Genomic DNA, 22,732 nt, shown 5'->3' on the forward strand with positions numbered 1-22,732 from the left:
GATTCACTATTTACTGAGTTTTCCGTAAGGGCAGCAAATAGTAAATGGTAAATGGTTTGTAAACCGGGTCCCATCGTCTAGCCCGGCCTAGGACGTCGCCCTCTCAAGGCGAAAACGCGGGTTCGAATCCCGCTGGGACCAGAAATTTCCCGCCAGGGAAATTTCCCCTATTTACCATTTACGATTTACAGCCATTGCGGGAAATTTCAGTAAATGGTGAATGGTAAATCGTAAATAGTAACTGCCAGAACGTGGCTTCTGATATAAAAGCCCGCCGCAAGGCGGGCTTAATTATTTCCCCTATTTACCATTTACAATTTACAGACTCTCTATGGCGGGCTTTTTATTTCGGTAAAGGGGAGTGGCCGGGCGTATAACGATGCCCCGGCCTTTCCCCCACCGTCACCCCGACGGGGATTTCAAAATAGATTATCTTTCACGTGGAATGGAGTGCGATCCGGTTGCCTTCACTGTCGTCGATAATCACCCGGACCCCGCCGGGGCCGTACGAATGTCGCAGCTTGACCACCCGGCCCCCGTTTGGACCGACGGCCTCGATGGCCTTGTCCATCCGTCCATGAACATCAAGATCAATCCGCGGTCCTTCGGTCGCGGGAGGGTGCAGATCGGTCCGATAGAGGCACCCGATGAATTCGCCTTCCCCGAACGACAGCAGGCCGATGGCCTTGCCATTTTGAAATTGCATCTTCTTGATCGAAAATCCGAACACCGCGGAATAAAACCGTATGGCCCGATCCAGATCTTTCACCGGAATCGCGCACTGACCAATCCGATGGGGCATGGATTCATCTCCCTGGTTTCCGATGTTCACCGCACCCGCCGCTTGAGGCACCGCCGGCGGCGGCTTTTTCCGCCCTACGCTTTGCGCGAAACATCTTCTTTCCGTTCTCACAGGGCCTCCCCTATTCGTTCAATAAACCCAGGATACCGTTCCGGAGCTCCCGTTTGCGAACGGTTCCGGCGACCGAATCCACGACAAGCCCATTTTTAATAAAAAGCAGCGTGGGAATCTGACGAATACGAAATTGTCTTGTGGTCAGGATATTGTCCGCGGCTTCGACAATTCCGACCTTGACCCTCCCTTCGTACTCGCGAGCCACTTCCTTGATCTGCCGGAGGGTCATATAAGCATTTCCACTGGATTCCGAACCGAACAGCACGAGGACCGGTATCGGGCTTTTCAAAACCTCTCCCTCAAAGGAAGCGTCCGTAATCGAGATGATATGAGTTTCTTCGTTTGTCATCGTTCCACGTTCTCTCAATCCCTTCCCTTCTCCATAAGCAACCTTCATGCCTCATTTCAAAAAGCATGGGTGCGGTGGGAATAGTATTTTAATTATCGAGTGCTTAGGATTGAAAATTGCGGCTTAAGGAAGGGGAATACCGTCCACGGAAACGATCATGCCCACGGAATACCGTGGGCAGCTCGCGGAATAGAATCCTGCCGGCTATGTTGATAAACCAAAGGAGGGAGGGGACTTGGAGGCTGTTTGGAATCAGGAATCCGGCCGCGGTCTTTGAAGACCGTATTTTTCGATCCGGTCCCGGAGCGTGCTGGGGGCGATTCCCAGGCGGACGGCCGCGCCGTCTCTTCCCTCGATGATCCAGTGGGTTTCTTCAAGAGCCCGTCGAATCACCGCACGCTCGTTATCCCTCAGGGTGACCGGAGCGGTTACGGACTGCGACGGGAGGGGGTTCACATCGAATGATTCATCGATTTCAAGGACCGGCCCTTTCGTGAGGATTACGGCCCTTTCGACCACATTTTCGAGTTCCCGCACGTTGCCCGGCCAGTCGTAGGCCATCAGCGCGTTGAAGACCGCCGGGGGGATTTTCTCGATCTTTTTTCCGATGATCGCGCTGTACTTCTTGATAAAATGCCGGGCCAGGTCGGGTATGTCCTCTTTTCGGTCCCGGAGCGGCGGAAGATTGACCGGAAAGACATTGAGCCGATAAAAGAGATCCTCGCGGAAGGTCCCCCGCCGGATGGCGTCATCCAGGTTCCGGTTGGTCGCGGCGATAACACGGACGTCGACCTTCAGGGTGTTGGAACTCCCCAGGCGCTCGAACTCCCCCTCCTGAAGGACCCGGAGCAATTTGGCCTGAAGCTCCACCGGAAGATCGCCGATTTCATCCAGAAAGATCGTCCCTCCATCGGCCAGTTCAAACCGTCCGGACTTTCGCGCCGTTGCGCCCGTGAAAGCGCCCTTTTCATGGCCGAACAGTTCGCTTTCGATCAGGGGCTCGGGCAAAGCCGAGCAATTCACTTTGACCAGGGCCCGATCGCTCCGATGGCTCAGATGGTGAATGGCGCGCGCCAGCAACTCCTTCCCGGTGCCGCTCTCGCCCAGGATCAGGACCGTGGCGTCCGTGGGCGCGACCTGCTCCACCTTGTGCAACACCTGTTTCACGTTCTGACTCCGTGTAATGAATTCTTCAAAATTGTGCGCGACTTTAATCTCGTCCTGAAGGTAGATATTCTCCTCCTGAAGACGATTTTTTAACTTCTCCACTTCCGCCAGCGCATTCCGGAGCCCCTGTTCGGCCCGTTTGCGTTCGGTGATATCGCGAATCACGGTTACCCGCGCGCTCCGTCCCTTGTACGGGATCGATTTCCCGTTCACCTCAACGGGAAAAACGGAACCGTTCCTTCGAACGGCCATGTGTTCGTAAGGGGTTTCATCGCCCGAGTTTATTTTTCCGCGCACCAGCTCTCGGGACTCCGGCGCGACGAAGTCGGAGACCTGCATCCCGATCAACTCGGGTTGGGCATACCCGAGCATCCGGGCGAACTGCTCGTTCGCGTCGAGAACCCGGCCCTCCTCCGAGATGACCACGCCTTCCAGCGGTCCCTCGGACAAGCGCCGGAATCGTTCTTCGCTTTCGTGAATGGCCTCCTCCGCCCGTTTTCTCTGCGTGATATCCAATACGGTTCCGTGAATGCGAACGATCCGTCCGTCGGGCCCCCGCTCCGATTGCCCCCTTCCCAACAGCCAGCGCGACTCCCCGTCGGGTCGGGCGATGCGGTATTCCACCGTGAAGGGACCCTCCTGTTCCATGGCCCGCCTGACGGTCTGGTTCAGGGACTCGAGATCATCCGGGTGGACCAGCGCCCGGTAGGCCTCATACGTGCCGCTAAAGGATCCGGGCTCGATTCCGAATATTTTTTCCGCCCCCTTGGACCAAGCGAATCGATTGGTCAGGATATCCCATTCCCATGTTCCGACCTTTCCGGCATCAATCGCCCGTTGCAGCCGTTCCTCGCTCTGTTTCAACCGATCGACGGCGGATCGAAGCTCCCCCGTCGTCGCTTCGACGGTGAGGGTCCGTTCGCGGATTTCGATGCCCATCCCGATGCTCATCAACACGGCCAGGACGAGAAAACCGAACCCGGATGTGTAGATCGAATCGAGAAGGCCGACGTCGACAAGACCGCCCTGAATGCCCGCGGCAAACTGAATTCCGAGATAGGTGCCCAGGAACAACGCCGGCCGGCGCCCGCCCCCCCGGTATTGGAGGACACAGCGTGCGGCGGCCCAGATGAATTCGGCGGAGTGCGCCGCGCGAACCCAGCCGTTCAATCCGCTCGGCGTTCCCTTGAAACGGGCCAACGGCTCTCCCCAAGGGAGGCGAAAGAAGCCGTCCGCGACCAGACCGGTAAAGCGGAGACCGTACGGGAGGCTCCAGTCGAGAATGAGGAACACAAGGCATCCGGCGCTTACGCCGATCAGCCAGGGTTTGATGCGCCGCTGTCCGGTATAAAGGGCGACAAACCCGAAGAAGGCGGCATGGAAAATCAACACGGAAGTGGTTTGCCAATGCAGTGCGGACACCGCTCGCGTCACGGACCCTGCGGTATAGTACGCGGCCGTCGACAACTGATAACCCACCGCACACAGGCAGGCTGCCGCAAAGGCAAAATAAATCGGTCGAAGACGACCCAAGGCTCCGACCACAACGGCCTGAAGGCCCAGGTAAAACACAATGCCTGCGCTGATCAGAAATGCCGGTATGATGTAGGAAGTTTCGGGACTCACGGGAAGAACATTCATGGTCAGGATCTCTTGCTCCTCCAAATACGCGAGAAGCTTTCCGGCAGGGGCCGGGAAGAAAGACCGATGACCAATCTAGGATAATCCCCCCCGGTGGATAAGTCAACAGCGATCCTCCCGGTCCCGTGTGCCGGAACCCGGCGGTCTATTGTTCAAGGTGAACCCTATGGATGATACGAATAGACGGGAAAGATCCAAAAACGGAAATGGGAATACAGACCTTCGGTCGAGGACCCCTCTATTAAACGGCCAAACCTAAACGGCGATCAAGCCCTCGTCGCCGGTCATTTAGTAGTAAGCGCCGATCGGCCCCTTTGAACTGGATGACACTGCGCCGCCGGTCGTTCCGAGATCTTTGGATTAGAGAAATCGGGAATGTCCGTCCATAGCGATATTTAATGAAGGCCTTTTCCCAAAAGGACCGGGTCATCATTGAGGCCGTAGAGAGGTTTTTCAGAATCAGGACCTTCGCCGGATCGTCTCCCGCAACGGAAGCAAGCTTAATGCAGCTTTCGTCATCGGGGATCTCCTCCCCGTTGCACCACCTCGAAAGTTTGGCCTCGTCTATCTTTAGCTGTTCGGCCAGATCCCCGTTCTTCTGGGCGGCGAGTTGTTCTTTCAAATTCCGAACGTAGGCTGAAATATCCTGCATGGCCATAAGGTCCTCCTGAAGATCGAATGTTGGCGCCACATCAACTCACCGAGTCCTGATACTAAACATTATACCGGAAACACGGCAATATTCAAGTAGACACTCGAACGGGTCATCCCGATTCGGTTCAACCCTATCGGCATAGGTATATAATGAAATATAATACACTTTCGTGTAATTGACTTACGCTCTAAAAATATGTTATTAGTGAGCCGCGTCATTTTTCATTATCTCCGTATACCGTAGAGACACTTTGTAGAGACCGGGCACCCCTCACAGGGAACTTAGGGCCTCCTGTGAAACGCACTCAGAAAGGGCTTTTGGCTTCTCTGTGAGGATAAGTCCATGCGCCCTGCATGGCGGGCAGGGAACCGGATTACTGATTAAAAGCCTTCTTCTGAGCCTCGGCTCAGGGGAAGGCTTTTGTCGTTTTGGAGGATCTCGATACGCCATCTCTCTGCGTGACAGCAGCCCAACGGGCTTTCAATTTTATCGATGGAGGACAAGCATTATGAATCCACGAAAAGTGTTCTATTATGGTTTTATGCTTGCGGTGGTGACGGGGGTGGGGATGTGGCCGGTGGAGAATAAGAGCAGCCTCCCATTCACGGCTGTCGCCCATGCCGATACTCCGACGCCGTTTGTGGTCACCATTGAGAAGTTTACGATCGCCGTCACCGACGCCCCTTACACGAGCGGCACCTATGATTTGACAAAGGGTCAGGTCCCGGCGAACACGCTGCTTCTTATGAATGTGAAACGCGAAGGGACCGATTACACGGCGGCGGCCTCCGCGTTTAAGATCAACTTTGACGATGCCGTTCCGAACCGCGTCGTTGTGCACCGCACGAAGGGGGACGCCCCGTTTTACGCGACGGTTTCCGCCATTGAATTCGATCCCAATCAGGTGAATGTGTACAAGCAGCATTGGGCCTTAAGTACGTCCGCGACAGCTGTTTCTCAGGACCTTCGGAATGCCAACAGGCAGGTGTATGCGAAACCGGATAAAGCCCATTCCATTGCGTTTGCCTCCTACACGGCAACCGGCGATGTGGCCGATCCGTCCACATACTACGTGACAACGCTTCAGTCCGATGTGGGCCACGTCGAGTTCCACCGGTTTTCAACGGGAAGAGGCAAGGTGGCGATCGACGGGCAATACACGACCATCGAAGCGCGCGGCGATCAATTCCGCACCGTCCGCCAGTCGGCCGCCATTATGCTCTGGAATAAGACGACGGGGGTGAGCGGCCCGTTCGATACCCAGCCATCCGTCCAACGCGACCGAACGGCGATTTTTACCACAATCAGGACATTGGACCCGGCGATGAACCTCGGTCCATTGGGATACACCGCGGTCTTGACCGGAACCGATCCAAATCCCACGACGCTCACCTATCAGCGCGGAACGAAGAGCTCGTCGATGTATGTCCGTCCCGTTTTCGTGACGCAAATGATCGAATTTCTTCAGGGCGATTCGGTGACGACGCAGTTGGTGAATTTGATGTCGGGAGATTCTTCGGTGGCCCTTGATGAAACGGGAATCGACGCGGATCATGCCATTGCGGGGCTGACTTCGGGAGGTTCAACGATCAATGCGATTTTGGACACGCCGGGCACTCCGGATATCAATATCGGCTACATGGATGTCTATTTCAGCGGCTCCAATTTAGTCCTTGAGCACAACGCGATTCCGAACGACGGCTCCATGCAAACATACGCACAGATCATAAACCTGAGGACGCAGTATTAATCTAATTTCGGGTCTGTGGGATGCCCGCCATATTATATCTTGGCCTGGCTATATCAACCTGTCGAATATACTCATGCGAGAGGCGTGAGGAAAGCATCCCGAAGATCAGCAAGGACCCTCTGAAATTTCAAGTGTAAAAGATCGAATACATTCGATTTGCATCATTATAATATATAGTAGGGGGCGGAGGGTGGAAAAAAGGCAGAATAGATGAGCCTTGCCGGATCAGCCCCTGCCTGATACCCTTCCGTACGAGGCCGGAGGGGGAGATTCTATTGTTCCCGCTCCTCCTCCGTCTCCCGCAGCAACCGAGTCAGCATCCGGGCCAGGATGACCAACTCCCCTTTAAGCCTCACGCACTCGGATTCATCGATCAACTTTTGCCGCCGGCACAAATCCAATAAAGGGATGCACTCGACGGCCGAGCCTCTCGTCATTAAAAAAAAGTCCTTTCGTTCATTCGGATACCATCCCTCATTGTTTTCGGCAAGGATCAACGAAATGGACATCGCCGCGTGCTTGAATTGATCCGCCAGTTCCCATCGGCTCTTGGGGAGTTCATCGGCGAACCTATAAATCCGCCCCGCAAAGTTCACGGCCCTCCGATAGACATCTGTCTTTTCATATTGAAAGCCCATTGCCTCCGGGTAGAGCAATCCCCGTGCCAGACTACACCGGACGAATTTAAACCAAATCTAAGAATATAATCGTTTAAAACATGAACTTGCGTTCATCCGGACCGCCCGGATGGTCCGGATTTTTATGCTTCGATGTTCCATGGCCCGATTGACAAATCAATTTAGATTGGCCTTCTTCCACCGTTTTATCCCGAACCAATTAATAGCCCTTGACATTTAAGTAAACGCTTAATTATAATACCCCGCATGAAGACCGTCCTTCGCGCCATCGCCGACCCGACCCGCCGGGAGATCCTCGATACCCTGCTGGCCAAAGAGGAGGAGTCCGTCACGGATCTCACCAAGGATTTTGACATGTCCCTGGCGGCCGCCTCCCAGCATTTGAAGGTGCTCCGGGAGGCCGGGTTGATCGAGGGTCGGCGCGAGGGCCGGCAGATCTTCTACCGCCTCAACCCCGCGCCGCTGTACGGGGTGGCCCGGTGGATCCATCCCTATGAGCGGTTTTGGAAAACCAAACTGGCCGCTTTGGACGCCCATCTGAGGAGACGCCATGGAAAACATCGTCCTTGAGTACACGTACCCTTATGCCGTCGAACATGTCTGGACGGCCCTGACCGACCCCGAAGAGCTGGCCGAATGGCTGATGCCGGGGGACTTCAAACCCGTGGTCGGACACAAGGTGACGTTTCGTTGCGATCCTCAACCGGAATTCGACGGAACGGTCGAGGTGGAGGTCCTCGAGGTGGACGAGCCGCGGCGGCTTTCCTACAGCTGGAAGACCGGCAACATGCAAAAACCCACGACCGTCACCTTCGTTCTCACGCCCACCCGCGACGGGGGCACCCGCCTGCGGCTGGAGCACACGGGCTTTGAAGGAGACAGCGGACGGACTATGCTTCCCCTCTTCAAGGGAGGCTGGGGACACAAACTCACAGCCCAGCTTGAGCCCGTGATCGCTCACGTGGCTAAAAAAGCAGCGGATTGACCATGGAAAGGAGGCCATGGCCGACATCCTTGCCGAACCGCCGCAAATTACATCGCATGAAATTTTGGACGAAACATAACCCCGAGCAAAATCGAATGGCTGCCCGGAAGGGAGGGACCGAACCATGGCGACGTCAAAACACAAAGTGGTATCGAAAAAACAATGGCTGGCCGCCCGAAAGGCCCTGCTGGTAAAGGAGAAGAAGTTCACTCGCCTGCGCGAGCAGTTGGCGCAGCAGCGACGGAAGCTTCCATGGGTGAAAGTGGAAAAGGATTACGTCTTCGACGGGCCGAAGGGCCAGGAATCCCTGTCGGACCTGTTCGATGGGAAAAACCAGCTCGTCGTCTATCACTTCATGTTCGGACCGGAATGGGGGGAAGGCTGCTCGCATTGCTCGTTCTGGGCCGACCATTATGGCGGCATGGGGATTCACTTGCAGCAGCGCGACGTGAATTTCGTCGTCATTTCCCGGGCGCCGCTGGCCGAGATCCTGCCGTTTAAAAAGCGTATGGGGTGGGACTTCAAGTGGGTATCCTCGTCCCCGAACGATTTCAATTACGACTTTCATGTGGCGTTCCGTCCGGAGGACATCGAGAAGGGAAAGATTTTCTACAACTACAAGACCATCGCCGGCGACGTAACGGACCGCGAGGGAATCAGCGTGTTCTACAAGGACAAAAAGGGAGAGGTGTTTCACACCTACTCCGCCTTCGCGAGGGGGATCGACATGGTCAACACGACCTATCAATTCCTCGACCTGGTTCCCAAGGGGCGGGATGAAAATCCGGAAGACCCCCAGGATTGGGTCCGCTACCATGATCGATACGAAAGCTGAAACCGCTCGCCTATCTTCCCCTGCCTCCTCCTCGAGGCGCCGCCCGAGGGGCCGGTCGGGGCGCCGGGGCCGGGAGGGGCCGGGAGGGCAGTTGAGAGACATGGGGAGGCGCGGGCGGCCTCGCGTCCGGCGGCGGCCGTACCCCGCCCGGCGGGGGGGGCGTGTTGATGATCACGTCGCCATGGTAGTAAGGATCATATCCCGGGTAGTAGCCCCCATAGTATCCGACGGACCCGTACACCTGTGTGGAAGTACCGCCCGAGGCGCAGCCCGCGGCTAAAATGGTCATGGTCGTCAGGAGGAGCAGGGCGGCCGCCCTGTTCTTGATGGCCTTGGCTTTCATGGGTTGCCCTCCCCTGCGTTTTCGTCCGCCCATTCCGCGGCCCCCACCGCGGCGCCGAGGGGATCGAGAAACACCGCCACCTTGCCGTCCCGAATCTCCGGACTCGGTTCGATCACGATCCGGCCGCCCGCCCGTTCGACTCCGGCGACGGTCATTTTGAGATCCTTCACGCGTATATAAGGCAGCCAGGTCGTGGGAAGGTCTTTTCGCAAAAGCTCGATTATCCCGGCCCGAGGGTAGCCGTTGGCCACGAGATGCAGTTCGGTGCGGTCCCCGGGTCCTTCCTGAGGGGTCACGGTATAGGCGCCGATGGGACGGTAGAAGTCGGCCATCCGGGAGGCATCCTTCGCCCAGAGTTCCATCCAAAGCCATTCATTGAAAGACGGGAAGGCATCGGGCGGATCGCCGGTTCCGCTGTGAATCACGCCAAAGAGCGCGCCCTCGGGATCCTCAAGGACCGAAGTCTCGCCCCGTCCCGGAAGGTTTTTCGGCGGCACGACGACCTTGCCGCCGGAAGCCGCGGCCTGATCGGCGGCGCGGGCCGCATCGGGAACGGACATGAGCGGGAGCCATCTCGCCGAACGTTCGGCGCCGGCCGGCTTCGGGTAGTGGATGATCCCTGCGATCGGGCTGCCGTCCGCGCGGACGAGGGTATAGAGATCCGTCCCCGTCCCTCGGCTCTCGAACCGCCATCCGAAAACATCCCGGTAGAATGTTTTCTCGGCTTCGACGTTATCGGCAAACAGTTCCGCCCAGACCCACCGTCCCTGGATGTGGACTTCCGTGGGAACGTCGCTGACAGCAGGCCACTGCGGCCGGGTCGTCGCACATCCCGCAGTCAGCAGCATCGCCATAGCGGCCAGTGTCAACGCCCGTACATGGTCCTTCCTCATCGCCTCGTCTCCTTCATGGATGGATCATCGCCGTGCGGCCCTCGGTTGTACTTGCTCGACCCGACGCATGCGCTCACAACGGTCCCCGCCGCGAGAACGACTTGGCGGGATTGTACCGTTTTAAAAAAGAAATATCAATGACCAGGGTCTTTTCATTTGCACGCTATCACAATTCGGAAAGCGGACGTCCCGTGTCCAACGGGGATTTCGGGTTCGGGAGCCTCCTTGTAGAATGCTTTGACAGAGCCGGTTACGGTTGGATAGAATAGGGATGGAAAGGCGGCGGACATGATTTCATCGAAATCGTATTTATCGCATCGCTCAGCCCTCACGGGAGGTTTGGCTTTTGTGACCTGGCTTGTGTTGATCCAGCCGGAGGCCGGCGCCCAAGTCCAATCCCTCGACCCGGCACAACCGCTTCAATCGCCCGACATGAACCAGACCGCACAGCCGTTCCAACCGCTCAAACCGATTCCGCCGATTCAAGCGCCCGAGCCGACCCAGCCCGACCAGCCGTTTCAACCGCTTCAACCGCTCCCTTCCATACAAGCGCCCGAGCCCATGCAGCCGCAGCCGTTTGAACCGCTCAAACCGGTTCCGCCGATTCAAGCGCCCGGGCCCGTTCAACCCATGCAACCCTTTCAACCGCTTCAGCCCATACCGCCGATCGAACCGCCCCCGCCCGGTCATGGCTGAAGACCGCCCGCAGAGTTTACACTCCGCCGCTTTTCCTACGCCTCTTCGACCCGATGCCGTCCTCCCCCGCGCTTAGCGGACAGGCGCGAGGGCGATTTCCATGATCCCAGGCGCTCGATGATGACGCCATGGATCCCCGCCGGTGAAATTCCCCCCATGGGTAGAGGAAGAACTAAAACGCAACCGTCACGCTGATTTCCGGATACGTGCTCGTGCAGGAGTCATACGTCGACTTATCGCAGCCGGAGTACGATTCGTAGGCCGCGCCCACCCCGATATGGGTGTTTTTTCCGGCGGGAATATAGAACCCGGCGCGCGCGCCGAGCGAATTGAGGTCGTTTAAGCCGTCAATATAACTCCGGCGATAAAACGCCCCGACATACGGGGATACGGACGGAACCTGATAAAAAACGTACTGCACCGAGGGCGAAACCTTGAAGATGGCCGGATCGGCGCTGGACCACCACTCGAGGTCCAGGCCCGCACTGAGCCCATTCGCCACGAAGTAGCTCGCGCCGACTCCGAAGACAAGGTAGTTCTCGCCGAAGGCGTAACCCGTTCCGCCCGTCACGGATAAACGGGTGCGTCCCTGGGCAAAAACTCCGGCCACCTCCCCCGCGTTTGCCGGGGCGACCGCTGGGAGAAAAAGAACGACCGCGAGCAAAGTGGAGACCCATCCGAAGAACCGTGATCCATACATTGTTAACGGGGCTTGATGAAAACGTGATTCAGAGCCGACCATAGAAGACCTCCCCTCCCTCTTGTAGACGGTTCCACGTGAAAGAATTGGAGACGATAGGAACGACCCAAGCCTGATCGAAAGGCGGGCCCAACAGCGGAAAGATCCGCAGATTATAGGGGGTTAGGCCGAATGAGTCAAGCTTATCGGCTTATAATGCCCTATGTCTTTTGAAAAGTGTGTTTTTTTCCCAGGCCCGCCCACACAGCATTTGTTCTGATAAAGGACTTGGCCTTCTCCCCAATCGAACCCCCGGAGGCCCCCGGGACGCGGTGAAAGCAGGCAATTGTTGACGGAAATTCACCTACAATACAGACGAGTTGGTGGCGGTCCCTCCTATGGCTCCAATAAATCAGGGTACGGTTATGATGCAAAAGGGACTTGGGTTTTTTAGTGGCAATAATGACATTAACGATGTATTATTATTTTCGGGAAGTTGAATTTGTTGGATTTTTAATGAATCCCAAAAAGCTTTCTTTGATTAAGGGCAATAAATTATTCTATTTTCATGTATGGTCAGTGGTTTACCCTTGACTTAATGGTGAAGGAAGGTGACGGTGTATTTTTTCGTTTCACTGTTGCCCCAATGAATCGTGAATTCATTTCGAGGATTCTAATAAATTACATCTTCCCATGCCTGTTTTTTTTATCTTAATCTCGACTAGGGATTTGGATTCAGAAGTGTGAGAATCTCTTCCAAGGAAAACCAAGGGACAATGAAAATCAAGCTTGATAGAAAGGTGGTTCGAAATTTCGGTCTGATACTGGCCCTTCTATTGGCCTTATTGGGTTGCGTTAAAATCTACAAGGGGCAGATGGCCGTTTCATTCCTGGCGCTATTTTTCTCCTTTCTCGCCGCCGTATCGGCTTTATTCTTCCAGCCGGTGATAAGACCCATCTACATTGGCGCGATGAAGATTTCCATCATCCTCGGCTGGATCAATACGCGAGTTCTCCTTATTCTGATTTATTTTCTTTTGTTGTCACCCCTGTGCGTCGTATTAAGAATATTTGGCAGGAATTCCCTCGATGAAAAAATTGAACCCCATAAAGAGAGTTATTGGATAAGGAGGGAAAAGGTCCCTTTCGATAAAAAATCGTATGAAAGACAGTTCTAAAAAGGAGGATAAACATGGGAAAGAAGGGGGGTCAATTGGAAATACTCGGAGAATTCTGGGACTTTCTAAAAATACGCAAGAAGTTTTGGTTGGCTCCCATCGTATTCCTTCTAATCGCCTTAGGTGCATTGATCCTTTTGACGGAAGGGTCCGCAGTCGCCCCATTCATCTATACGTTGTTTTAATCCGTTGCCGTTGGAAAAAGAAACAAGAATGAAGGACGCTCGGGTTTCGAATGCGGGATGAACTATGAATATCTTGGGCATATCAGCCTTTTACCATGACAGCGCGGCATGCCTTATACAGGATGGCAAGATCATCGCCGCAGCTCAAGAAGAGCGGTTCACGAGAAAAAAGCATGATCATAATTTCCCCCAGAATGCCATCGACTTTTGTCTAAACGCAGGCCAAATAACAGCCAAAGATCTCCACTATGTCGCTTTTTATGACAAACCATTTTTAAAGTTTGAAAGGATCCTGGAAAGCTATTTTGCCTACGCCCCTGCCGGTTTGAATTCTTTCCTGAAGGCCATGCCGATCTGGATCAAAGAAAAGCTCTGGATGAAGTCGCTGATACAAAAAAATATCGGATTCGAGGGTCAAATTATTTTCCCGGAACATCACGAATCTCATTGTTCCGCGGCTTTTTATCCCTCTCCTTACGAAGAGGCAGCCATCCTCACCCTCGACGGCGTTGGGGAGTGGACTACGGCCAGTTACGGTATTGGAAAGGGGAATGAAATCGAATTGCTGGCCGAGGTGAAGTTCCCTCACTCCCTGGGCCTCCTCTACTCCGCGTTCACATACTACACCGGTTTTAAGGTGAATTCCGGCGAATATAAGGTCATGGGGCTGGCTCCTTATGGAGAACCCAAATACAGGGATTTGATCTTCAACGAACTGATCGACCTTAAAGCGGATGGATCCTTTAAACTGAACATGAAATATTTTAATTATTGTGTCGGGCTCACCATGACCAACAAGGCCTTTGATCAACTTTTCGGAGGACCGCCAAGGAAGGCGGAAAGCAAGCTTACACAACGGGAGATGGATTTGGCCCGTTCGGTGCAGGAGGTCACGGAGGAAATCATGACGCGAATGGCGCGCCACCTTCACAAGGAAACCGGCATGAAGAACCTGTGTCTTGCCGGGGGCGTCGCCTTAAATTGCGTGGCCAATGGAAAGATTCTGCGAGAAGGTCCTTTTGAAAATATCTGGATACAACCAGCCGCGGGAGACGCCGGCAGCGCGCTCGGATGTGCCCTGTTTACTTGGCACCGGTATCTTGGAAAGAAAAGAATATCGGACAATAAAAACGATATTCTGAAGGGGTCTTACTTGGGGCCCGAATATAGCGACACGGAAATCGAGCGATACCTGAAGGCCCACAATATTCCATACGATTATGTCGATGATAACCACTTATTCGATACCGTCGCGAAGCTCCTGGCGGATGAAAACGTCGTGGGATGGTTTCAGGGAAAAATGGAGTTCGGCCCAAGGGCCCTCGGAGCCAGGAGCATCTTGGGGGATGCCCGCTCCCCCAAAATGCAATCGGTGATGAACCTAAAAATAAAATTTCGAGAATCATTTCGTCCCTTCGCACCAACGGTTTTGAAAGAAGATGCTTCGACGTATTTCGATCTGAATCGAGAGAGCCCTTACATGCTTTTGGTCGCCCCGGTCAAAGAGGAGATTCGGAGATCGATGTCCCGTGAAGAGGAGGGCTTTTTCGGAATTGATAAGCTCAATATTGTCCGGTCCACGATCCCGGCCGTAACCCATATTGATTATTCCGCCAGGGTTCAGACGGTTGACAAAGACACGAGCCCCCGATTTTACAAACTCATTAAAGCGTTTAAGCGGCTCACGGGGTGCCCGGTCATTATCAATACCTCATTCAATGTGAGAGGCGAACCCATTGTCTGTAAGCCTGAAGAGGCGTATACATGTTTCATGAGAACCCATATGGATTATCTGATCATGGGAAATTATATCCTCAGCAAGGAATCTCAGAAGCCATTGGAAGGGGACTCGGACTGGCAGAAACAGTTTGAACTCGACTAGAGTTGATCCTGGCTAAAATCGCCCCGGAAGGACCTCTCGGGGTTGTCCCGATCACGGTTCCGGCCCCTCTTTAGCCGCCAGATCCTCCCGGATTCTCCGGACAATCTCATTGGCAATGATCTTATAGGCGACCTCATTGGGATGCCGATCAACAATAACGGGGGGATCCCCGCGCCAATGCATATAGGTTCTTTCATAAGCCTCCTCATCCAAATGGGGCAGTTCATCAAGCATTTTTTGGTGGGCATTGACGACGATCGCGTTGGAGGGAAATAAATCCGGCGTGAACCGCACGGGATTCACATCGCGACCAAGAATGACTATCAGCATTCGGCAATGGTTTTCGACAGCCACCTTTGAAATTTCAGAATAAACATATCGGGTCAATTCGTCGCCTCGGGAGCTCCCTCTCGGCGCAATCCCGCCCAGCCTCTCCAAAAAATAGGAGATCATATGGACATCGTCATGGATAAAAAGAGGCAAGGCCACATTCCAGAAAAATGAAACATGATCGGCGATGGTTCTCGGCGTATTCCGATACCGATCAAATGGCAAGGATCCCAGAATCGTCAGAAAAACCGGGGGGCGAATTTTAAGCTCATTCCCGCTGTCGTAAAAATAGGGGACCGGAAGTTTGCCGTAATAGGACGACGCGAATTTTTGCGTTGCCCTTTCGACCAGCCAGGGCGAATATTGTACAAGAATATAATCGGGCCGGTGGAGGGGAATGAGTTTGCGGGCCAGGATGAGCATTTGCGTGAGGCCGTAACTGCAGACGCCGGCGTTTTGCATGGTTCCATGGAGCAATTTCCCCACCAAATACGGATAGGTATCCTCCGCATAGGTGGCGTCGCCGTACGTGAACGAGCAGCCCAAGGCCAGCAGGAGGGGGCGCGAATTTTCGCGGTCGCTGCCGGAGTCAACCGGAACCCGGAACCCGAATTCATCATATCGCATCGGGATATCCGGCCCGATTGGAAAGACGTGAGCCCCCGTAGCATTCGGAATGGGCGCATATCCCAATTCGGAGTCCGCCCTATGGGGGCTCCCCTTCCAGTCGCGGCTGTTGGATTTAAGATGTGCATAAATCGAATTCGACCGGTAATAAACGGAAGAGAAATAGAGGGCAAAAAAGATTAAACCGTAGAGGAGGATGACAATGAGCGAAAAAATAAATTTTTTAGAGAACGGGAGTTCCGATGCGCGGTTGTCTTCGGCCCGCAATGGATTTGGCATTTCATTTTCCCCCGGTTGCGCTGGGATACACCCGGTCATCCCCTGACTTATCAGGCGTCACACCCTTCTTCCTTATTTCTCACTTTCCACCAGTCCTTTTACGACCGCTTTCAGCAGCGAGGCGCTATGGCCCAATTGGACATACGCCTCCTCTTTTTTCATGTCCCGATTTTCCGCCTTGAGCCTCAGGCCCAGACGGCGGGAGAGGTTGGCGATTCGCGCGATTTCTTGGGCCAGATCTTCCTCAAAATGGCCCGGCCTCAGGCTGATTTCGTACATCCTTTTTTGGATCTGGCCGATTTGGTCCAGGACTTCTCCGTCCACGACGCCGTCATTGGCGGCGTGATGGGCTTTGTTGAACTCGTCATGCGGAATGTTGTGGAAGGGCTGGGACAAATCCCCGATATAGTGGACTGCAAAGGCCATGTGGTATTCGGCATATTGGCCGGCCGCTCGGGCGCTTCTGAATTCCCTCAATGATGAAATTATCGCGCCGTATAAATGACCTTCTTCATCCTCGGGATGATCATACCGATCGGCCTGGGCCAGCACCATTTTCGCCGTCACGTCCGCGTTGCGGTCGTTATTGAAAAAATGGTTTTTATCCTCAACGCGGCCGGCCTTTATTTTTGTCAGATCGGCGGCGGCGGCGTTATACCAATGCCGATAACCCGCGGCCCGGGCGATGGCCAGATGGGTTTCATCATACCACGCCGGGGATGTTCCCGCCGTAATATGAAGAATCAGCCCCAGGAAAATAATGCCACGGATTCGTAATCGACCCATGCGCGGTCGCTCCCCCCATCGGCCGTGATCGAAAGGGATACTCTACCATAGATGGCCATCTTTTTAACATATTTTAATCGGGATAAAATTCTTCCGGGTCGTTTCAGGCGTCGGTGTTCCGTATCCCGGTTTCTGCAAGGACCTTGTGCTTTGGAGGGATTTCGAGTATACTTTCTCCCATCATCCCGCCGAATTCTATCGTCGTATTGGATGATCCCTTCATCCTTGCGCCGTCACGGGGCCGCGCCTTGAATCGGGGCCAACGGATCGGATTCCGATTCATCCGCGCGGATGAAGAAGTGAGCGTCCATCAGGAGGGTATTAATCGATGAAGATTTCCATCAAGAACTCCGAGCGTTATCGGGGGTTCAGCGTTAGCATCGATGAAAAAGAGGAGTCCCTGACGGTCGAGGATCCGGAGGGAAAACCTCTCATCCGGGTCGTGCTGGAGGACTTCCTGGATCGCGTGGGGACGACCGCGCACGGGTTCAAGCGGCAATTCCCCCGCCTGGAGATGGGGGTGCACGTCAAATACGTGGACCCCGACGGCCAGGTTTGTGAAGGAGTGGCCAGCGCCATCGGCGGCGGAGGCCTTTTCATTGAAAAATTCAACCCCCTCCCAAACGGGACGGACACCCGAATCGAGTTTTCCTTGCCCGCCTCCAAAAAAACAATCACCGTCCAGGGGAAGGTGGTGTGGACCCGCAAGAAATTTGTCGAGAAATTCCTGTATCCCGGAATGGGAATCAAATTCGTCGAGATTTCGGTGGATGATCGGGCCGAGCTCCTGGATTTTGTTACCCGGTTCAATCGAGAGAGAGGACTTCCGGACTTCTAAGCCCCTAATTTTTTCGGACGAGACAAAAGCGGTGCGGAAATTTAACGTCCATGGTTATTTTAATCGGAATCGCGACCTTCTTCTCGACCCTTTTGGGCGGTCTCTTCGCGCTGCGCCTAAAAGACCGGCTCCATCTCATTCTGGGCTTCAGCGCCGGGGCGATCATCGGCGTGGCTTTTTTCGATCTGATGCCCGAGGCGCTTGAGATCGGGACCAAAAATCATTCCCCGTTTTTCATCACTTCGTTAATCGCCGTCGGGTTTCTGACCTACCTGGTTCTGGACCGGTCCGTGCTGTTGCACGGCCATCATGAAGAGAAGGACCATCTTCGCCGGGGAAGCCTCGGCGCGGGCAGTCTCTCCATCCACAGCTTTCTGGATGGCGCGGGCATCGGTCTTGCGTTCAAAGTCTCGCCCGGATTGGGTGTCATCGTCGCGGCGGCCGTCCTGACGCATGATTTCTCGGACGGAATCAACACGGTCAGTTTCATTATAAAAAATAAAGGGGAACGGGATCGGGCGCTACGCTGGTTGTTTGTCGACGCGGCGGCCCCCGTTGTCGGCATTCTCTCCACGCTGTTCTTTGTCATCCAGGAATCAACGCTCGGACTGCTTCTCGCGCTTTTTTCCGGGTTCTTTCTCTATATCGGCGCAAGCGATCTTTTGCCCGAAAGCCATCATGCCCATCCGGTGATGTGGACCACCTTTATGACCGTCGTGGGGATGGGAACCCTCTATGTGGTCACCCGGCTCGCCATGATCTGAGTCGGCCATGGCCTGATGCATTTTTATGATTCCAAGACACCGTGGTTCCGTCAATTGGCCCTGTCTCCCGATCTTTCCGATCAATAATACCATCATTCCATAACCGGTCCTTCGTCGGCTTTCTCGCGGACCATTTATTTTATCCGGAGTCGGATGGAACACATCCATTTTGAGACTTCGGTCTTTTAAAGGGGTGATCGGCTCCGGGTGGTCTTGATGACCGGTGTTGGAACAAAGATCTTTCTATTCGGTGATCCTAAAAATCATCATAGGGAATCCCCGCCCAATATTAGGGCATGGTGTCCCATATCTGGCGACGAAGGTTCACCAGATTGTCTCCAAGCATGGCATGGCGTTTGCAGATTGTTATCTTTCGATAAATCACGGCCCATGCATTGTCCATAATCATTCAAGGAGGAGCACATGGAAACCCGGTCTTATCCAATTTATAGATCACTGGGGCGCTGGACCCTCATGTCGATGATGTTGGGGCTCTCGGCTTGTGGCGGAGGGGGCGGATCGCTTGGCCTGGACGGAACAAGCAAAATGACCGCGCTTAACGTATCTCTCACGGACTCGGCCGACTGCGATTTCGACGGGGTTTGGGTGACCATCGACAAGGTCCGGGTCCATCAGAGCGCAACAGCCAAGTCCGACGACCCCGGCTGGATCGACATCACGCCGCCGGGAGCTCCGTTGCATATCAATCTGCTTTCCCTTCAGGACGGGCTTACCGAGTCGCTGGGCGTGGCACCGCTTCCGGCCGGCCGCTACAACCAGGTGCGGCTGCACCTGGTGCCCAATACCCTCTCAAACTCGGAGAACAATTATGTCGTGGTCGGTAATATATCATCCCCGCTGAATATCCCCGAGGGCTTCCGGAACGGGATCGCCCTTCGTCCCGACACGGCGATCGAGATCGATCCGGGAGTCACCGAAGATCTCATCCTCGATTTCGATGCCTGCCAATCGATTGCCAGGAGCCGAAACAATGACAACACCTATGTCCTCCGTCCCAAAGTGCTGCTGGTCCGCAAAATCGATGCCGGCTCGATCACCGGAGCGGTCGATTCCGGCGCCGCAGGGGCGGTGGTGAAGGCCGAGATCAACGGATCCGTGCGAAAGCAGGCCCGGGTCAGGCCGGACGGAACCTTCACACTCTATCCACTGCTCAGTAGCCTCCTCGTTCCGGGGGTCGTTCCAAAGGATCCCGCCGGCGCGTACGACGTGGTGATCGAGGACCCAAACCACTCGACCGTCGTCACGACGGGGGTTCCGGTGACGGCGGAGCAAGCGACCGTCCTGAGTACGGCGGCTCTACCCACGCCATTTCCATCATCCGCAAGCACCGGAACCGTGACGGGCGCCATCGACCCCACGGACGCCGACGCCCGCGTCCGCCAGACGATCAACGGTCTGCCGTATGAAATCAAACGCAAACGCGTGGCGCTGGCGGACGGAAGCTTCCGTATCAATCTTAACACCGAGGCGCCATTTTTCGGGGCGTTCGGTCCGCAACCGATCGCTTACAGCGCCGATAGCGGGGCCGCGGGAAAATACACGATTGACACCCCCAATGACGATAGGATGTATCTGGTTTCAAGCGAAGATTTCACGTTGGGGGCGGGGGATTCCCGGACCATCAACTTCACAAGCCAGGGACCCGGGAGCCTGACTCCGATGACCGGAACTGCCGGTACGGCCACGGGGAATCTAACGCTCACGAGCGTACCGGACGGTCTCACGCTTCCGGCCACCGTAGTAGTCAGCGCGACCATCGACGGCGAAAACGTGAATTCGGTGGGGGTGATGTTCACCGCAAGCGGTACCGCTCCCTTTACCCTGGATGACTTGGCGCCCGGGACCTATACCCTCGGCGTACCCGCGGTGCCGGCCGGCCTAACCCTGAGCCCGAGCGGGGTGACCGTTACAATCCCGAACACCGGCGGGACCTTCCCGGGAGGAACGCTGACCCTCTCCCCCCAGCCCGGCTGATCCCCGGCTCTCCGAAAGATCCGCCGGTCGGTCCATTTCCCACGGACCGCCGGCGGATTTGGTTTGAACCCGCGTCCACGGTCAACCTCTTCTATTAAGGGCCGGGTTCCGGATCGCCCGACCCTTTCAAGAGACCGATCAGGACTTCCACGATGTTCGGATCCAGCTGGGTCCCGGCGTTCTTCCTCAACTCCGCGACGGCTTCCTCTTGGGTAAATCGGGGCTGATAGGGACGGACCGAGACCAGGGCCAGGTAGGTGTCGACGACGCTGAGGACGCGCGATAAAAAGGGGATTTCTTCCCCGCGCAACCCGTTGGGATATCCCTGTCCATCATACCGTTCGTGATGATGCAACACCACGGGCAGCGCGGATTCAAATCGGACCGATCCCTTGAATAACAACTCGGCCAGGTGGGGATGGGCGCGGATCGCGTTGCGTTCCTCCGACGTCAATGGACCCCATTTGTTCAGGACGGACTCCGGAACGCTCGCCATGCCGATATCGTGGAAGAGACTGGCCCATTGCAGGCTTCGGAGTTCCTGCTCACCCAGATTCAAGGCCTCCGCCATTCGAGTTCCCAGGTGCAGGACCCTCTGACTGTGGTCGCGGTAATAGGGGTTCCGCGCCTCGATTCCCGCGGCCAGGTCCGCCAAAGGCTTCAACATCGGGTCCTGAAGGAACGTGGACAAGCGGGTCCGCTCGGCATGAATCACCGATACGGGGGGCTCGTTAAAATAGCAACATTGATTCCGTCCGCTCCCTTTCGCCGTAAAAAGAGCCTGATCCGCCGCGTTGATCAAACTCGACCGCGTGTTCGCGTCCAGCGGAAAGGATGCGATCCCGATGCTGACCGATAGATGAACCGTCTGACCCTCCGGGGTCGAGAACGGGGTCTCGGTAATGGTCCGGCGGATCCGCTCGGCCACCATTTTGGCGCCGTCCCGATTCGTCTCCGGGAGGATGACCGAGAATTCCTCCCCGCCATAACGCGCGAGGAGATCGGCCGGCCGGATGAGGCCCTGGATGACGCCGACCAGGTTTCTCAGCATGATGTCCCCGACGGGGTGGCCGTGGACGTCGTTGACGTATTTGAAGTGATCCACGTCGATCATCAGGAATGAAAATTCCTTATTGTAGCGGGTGGCCCGTTCCACCTCCTGATCCAGATGCCCCTGAAGCTCGCGGTGGTTGAGGCACCCCGTCAACCCGTCGGTGGAGGCCTGCCTTTCCATTTCGATCACGAAACGCGCGTTATCGATCGCCACGGCCGCGTGCACCGAAAGGGTCAACAGGATATCCACGTCCTCCGAAGAAAACGGTTCGCCGCTCCGTTTGTTCCCCACGGTCAAAACGCCTCCGATGCGATCCCCGGATTGGATGAGCGGAACCGATAGGATCTGCCGCAGCGGCGGTTGGTGAGTCGGCGTGGAGGCCCAAATGGGATGTTTGTCCACCGCCTCGATCACCATCGGCTTTTTCTCGATATAGGCCAGACCGAAAACGCCCGCCGTGGAAACCGCCCCCGGGGAGAGAACGATTTGAAGGTCGATCCCGTCCGAAAAGGCGTGGTGGATTTCGCTCGTCCCCGGATGGATCAGCAAAAGGACCGCCCCTTGGGTCTGAAACAGGCGCTTGGCCCCCGAAGTCAGCCGCTGGGCCAACACCTCGATTCTTCGTTCCTTCATGATGGAGAGCGAAATCTCATAGAGACGGCGGGTCTTCAGGGAGGCCGCCTGCATATTCGCCTCCAGCCGATGCTTTCGAACCGCGTCCTCGACCGCCGCCGGCAAGGCCTCAAAGTAATTTTTGGTTTTGATAATATAATCGGCGGCGCCGACTTTCATGGCCTCCACCGCAAAGGACTCGTCGCCCTGTCCTGCGATCATGATTACGGGGAGGGAGATGCCTTTCTCCCGTAATTGACGAAGAACTTCGAGCCCCGTCATTTTGGGAAGGCTGAAATCCAATACGACGGCATCAAACGATTCCCGGTCCAAGACCCCCAGGCAGGCCTCACCGTTTCCCACGGTCGTGATTTTCAATCCGGGATCTTTCCTTTGAAAAACCCGAAGGATCACCTCGGACTGGTAGGGGCTGTCCTCCACCAGTAGAAGGCGTTTGGATTCCAAGGGCATAGGGGTGCGTTTATCCTCAATCATGTTCCATTTAACTCTATCATTTACCAGCGGTTTGTCAATCTTTCCTGCAGCAACTCTGAGTTTTGAACCTTTCGATCTTGAACGACCCAAATAACTTCCAAAATGGCCATCGTTTTTTTGAAGCAAGGGACCTAATATGCTAATATATAAGGCCGATAGA

General features: G+C 55.2%; 22 protein-coding genes and 1 tRNA gene. 12 read left to right on the forward strand and 11 right to left on the reverse strand.

Going from position 1 to position 22,732, the window contains the following annotated elements:
• The first annotated feature begins 66 nt into the window (after positions 1-66).
• A tRNA-Glu gene (locus tag VMN77_12655) sits at positions 67-141 on the forward strand.
• A 295-nt stretch (positions 142-436) separates the two neighbouring features.
• On the opposite strand, the gene VMN77_12660 is transcribed toward VMN77_12655, so the two are convergent.
• The 4 genes from VMN77_12660 to VMN77_12675 all read right to left on the reverse strand — a co-directional run bounded on the left by VMN77_12660 (position 437) and on the right by VMN77_12675 (position 4,731).
• Positions 437-802, reverse strand: coding sequence for a VOC family protein (locus tag VMN77_12660; protein HTN44634.1), 366 nt, complete (start codon positions 800-802; stop codon positions 437-439).
• 121 nt (positions 803-923) lie between these two features.
• Positions 924-1,265, reverse strand: a complete 342-nt coding sequence (locus tag VMN77_12665; GenBank protein ID HTN44635.1) for a thioredoxin domain-containing protein — start codon at positions 1,263-1,265, stop codon at positions 924-926.
• A 252-nt stretch (positions 1,266-1,517) separates the two neighbouring features.
• The gene (locus VMN77_12670; protein HTN44636.1) at positions 1,518-4,073 is read right to left on the reverse strand and encodes a sigma 54-interacting transcriptional regulator; all 2,556 of its coding nucleotides are present in this window, start codon (positions 4,071-4,073) and stop codon (positions 1,518-1,520) included.
• Between the two features lie 241 nt (positions 4,074-4,314).
• Positions 4,315-4,731, reverse strand: coding sequence for a hypothetical protein (locus tag VMN77_12675; protein ID HTN44637.1), 417 nt, complete (start codon positions 4,729-4,731; stop codon positions 4,315-4,317).
• A 505-nt stretch (positions 4,732-5,236) separates the two neighbouring features.
• On the opposite strand from VMN77_12675, the gene VMN77_12680 reads away from it, so the two are divergent.
• Complete coding sequence (locus tag VMN77_12680; protein HTN44638.1) at positions 5,237-6,478, forward strand: hypothetical protein; 1,242 nt, start codon at positions 5,237-5,239, stop codon at positions 6,476-6,478.
• 272 nt (positions 6,479-6,750) lie between these two features.
• Here VMN77_12680 and VMN77_12685 read toward each other — a convergent pair whose 3' ends face one another.
• Positions 6,751-7,116: a four helix bundle protein gene (locus VMN77_12685; protein HTN44639.1), complete on the reverse strand. Its 366-nt coding sequence runs from the start codon at positions 7,114-7,116 to the stop codon at positions 6,751-6,753.
• A 246-nt stretch (positions 7,117-7,362) separates the two neighbouring features.
• Between VMN77_12685 and VMN77_12690 the strand changes: the two genes are divergently transcribed.
• From VMN77_12690 to VMN77_12700, 3 genes are all read left to right on the forward strand, one after another.
• The gene (locus tag VMN77_12690) at positions 7,363-7,686 is read left to right on the forward strand and encodes a metalloregulator ArsR/SmtB family transcription factor (protein ID HTN44640.1); all 324 of its coding nucleotides are present in this window, start codon (positions 7,363-7,365) and stop codon (positions 7,684-7,686) included.
• Positions 7,667-8,101, forward strand: coding sequence for an SRPBCC domain-containing protein (locus VMN77_12695; protein HTN44641.1), 435 nt, complete (start codon positions 7,667-7,669; stop codon positions 8,099-8,101). Before VMN77_12690 ends, VMN77_12695 begins: the two co-directional genes overlap by 20 nt.
• A gap of 124 nt (positions 8,102-8,225) precedes the next feature.
• The gene (locus VMN77_12700; protein HTN44642.1) at positions 8,226-8,936 is read left to right on the forward strand and encodes a thioredoxin family protein; all 711 of its coding nucleotides are present in this window, start codon (positions 8,226-8,228) and stop codon (positions 8,934-8,936) included.
• Between the two features lie 10 nt (positions 8,937-8,946).
• Here the strand turns inward: VMN77_12700 and VMN77_12705 are convergent, their stop codons facing one another.
• Both VMN77_12705 and VMN77_12710 read right to left on the reverse strand, forming a co-directional pair.
• Complete coding sequence (locus tag VMN77_12705; GenBank protein HTN44643.1) at positions 8,947-9,279, reverse strand: hypothetical protein; 333 nt, start codon at positions 9,277-9,279, stop codon at positions 8,947-8,949.
• Positions 9,276-10,172, reverse strand: a complete 897-nt coding sequence (locus VMN77_12710; protein ID HTN44644.1) for a VOC family protein — start codon at positions 10,170-10,172, stop codon at positions 9,276-9,278. The genes VMN77_12705 and VMN77_12710 overlap by 4 nt, the downstream gene beginning before the upstream one ends.
• Positions 10,173-10,520: 348 nt before the next feature.
• Between VMN77_12710 and VMN77_12715 the strand changes: the two genes are divergently transcribed.
• A complete protein-coding gene (locus VMN77_12715; GenBank protein ID HTN44645.1) occupies positions 10,521-10,868 on the forward strand; it encodes a hypothetical protein in 348 nt (115 codons plus the stop codon).
• Between the two features lie 172 nt (positions 10,869-11,040).
• Here VMN77_12715 and VMN77_12720 read toward each other — a convergent pair whose 3' ends face one another.
• Complete coding sequence (locus VMN77_12720; GenBank protein HTN44646.1) at positions 11,041-11,478, reverse strand: hypothetical protein; 438 nt, start codon at positions 11,476-11,478, stop codon at positions 11,041-11,043.
• Between the two features lie 845 nt (positions 11,479-12,323).
• On the opposite strand from VMN77_12720, the gene VMN77_12725 reads away from it, so the two are divergent.
• The 3 genes from VMN77_12725 to VMN77_12735 all read left to right on the forward strand — a co-directional run bounded on the left by VMN77_12725 (position 12,324) and on the right by VMN77_12735 (position 14,792).
• Entirely contained in the window at positions 12,324-12,725 is a 402-nt protein-coding gene (locus VMN77_12725) for an SxtJ family membrane protein (GenBank protein HTN44647.1), read from the forward strand.
• Between the two features lie 14 nt (positions 12,726-12,739).
• A complete protein-coding gene (locus VMN77_12730; GenBank protein ID HTN44648.1) occupies positions 12,740-12,910 on the forward strand; it encodes a DUF5989 family protein in 171 nt (56 codons plus the stop codon).
• 64 nt (positions 12,911-12,974) lie between these two features.
• Positions 12,975-14,792 carry a carbamoyltransferase gene (locus VMN77_12735; protein ID HTN44649.1) on the forward strand — a complete coding sequence of 606 codons (1,818 nt, stop codon included), beginning with the start codon at positions 12,975-12,977 and terminating at the stop codon, positions 14,790-14,792.
• 51 nt (positions 14,793-14,843) lie between these two features.
• On the opposite strand, the gene VMN77_12740 is transcribed toward VMN77_12735, so the two are convergent.
• Positions 14,844-16,028: a hypothetical protein gene (locus VMN77_12740; GenBank protein HTN44650.1), complete on the reverse strand. Its 1,185-nt coding sequence runs from the start codon at positions 16,026-16,028 to the stop codon at positions 14,844-14,846.
• Between the two features lie 72 nt (positions 16,029-16,100).
• Entirely contained in the window at positions 16,101-16,814 is a 714-nt protein-coding gene (locus tag VMN77_12745; protein ID HTN44651.1) for a hypothetical protein, read from the reverse strand.
• A 328-nt stretch (positions 16,815-17,142) separates the two neighbouring features.
• On the opposite strand from VMN77_12745, the gene VMN77_12750 reads away from it, so the two are divergent.
• The 3 genes from VMN77_12750 to VMN77_12760 all read left to right on the forward strand — a co-directional run bounded on the left by VMN77_12750 (position 17,143) and on the right by VMN77_12760 (position 20,411).
• Complete coding sequence (locus VMN77_12750; protein HTN44652.1) at positions 17,143-17,652, forward strand: PilZ domain-containing protein; 510 nt, start codon at positions 17,143-17,145, stop codon at positions 17,650-17,652.
• A gap of 50 nt (positions 17,653-17,702) precedes the next feature.
• Positions 17,703-18,416: a ZIP family metal transporter gene (locus tag VMN77_12755; GenBank protein HTN44653.1), complete on the forward strand. Its 714-nt coding sequence runs from the start codon at positions 17,703-17,705 to the stop codon at positions 18,414-18,416.
• Positions 18,417-18,962: 546 nt separating this feature from the next.
• Entirely contained in the window at positions 18,963-20,411 is a 1,449-nt protein-coding gene (locus tag VMN77_12760) for a DUF4382 domain-containing protein (GenBank protein HTN44654.1), read from the forward strand.
• Between the two features lie 94 nt (positions 20,412-20,505).
• Here the strand turns inward: VMN77_12760 and VMN77_12765 are convergent, their stop codons facing one another.
• Entirely contained in the window at positions 20,506-22,548 is a 2,043-nt protein-coding gene (locus VMN77_12765) for a diguanylate cyclase (protein HTN44655.1), read from the reverse strand.
• Positions 22,549-22,732: the final 184 nt, after the last annotated feature.

The sequence above is a fragment of the Nitrospiria bacterium genome (assembly GCA_035498035.1).
Taxonomy (GTDB): Bacteria; Nitrospirota; Nitrospiria; order JACQBZ01; family JACQBZ01; genus JACQBZ01.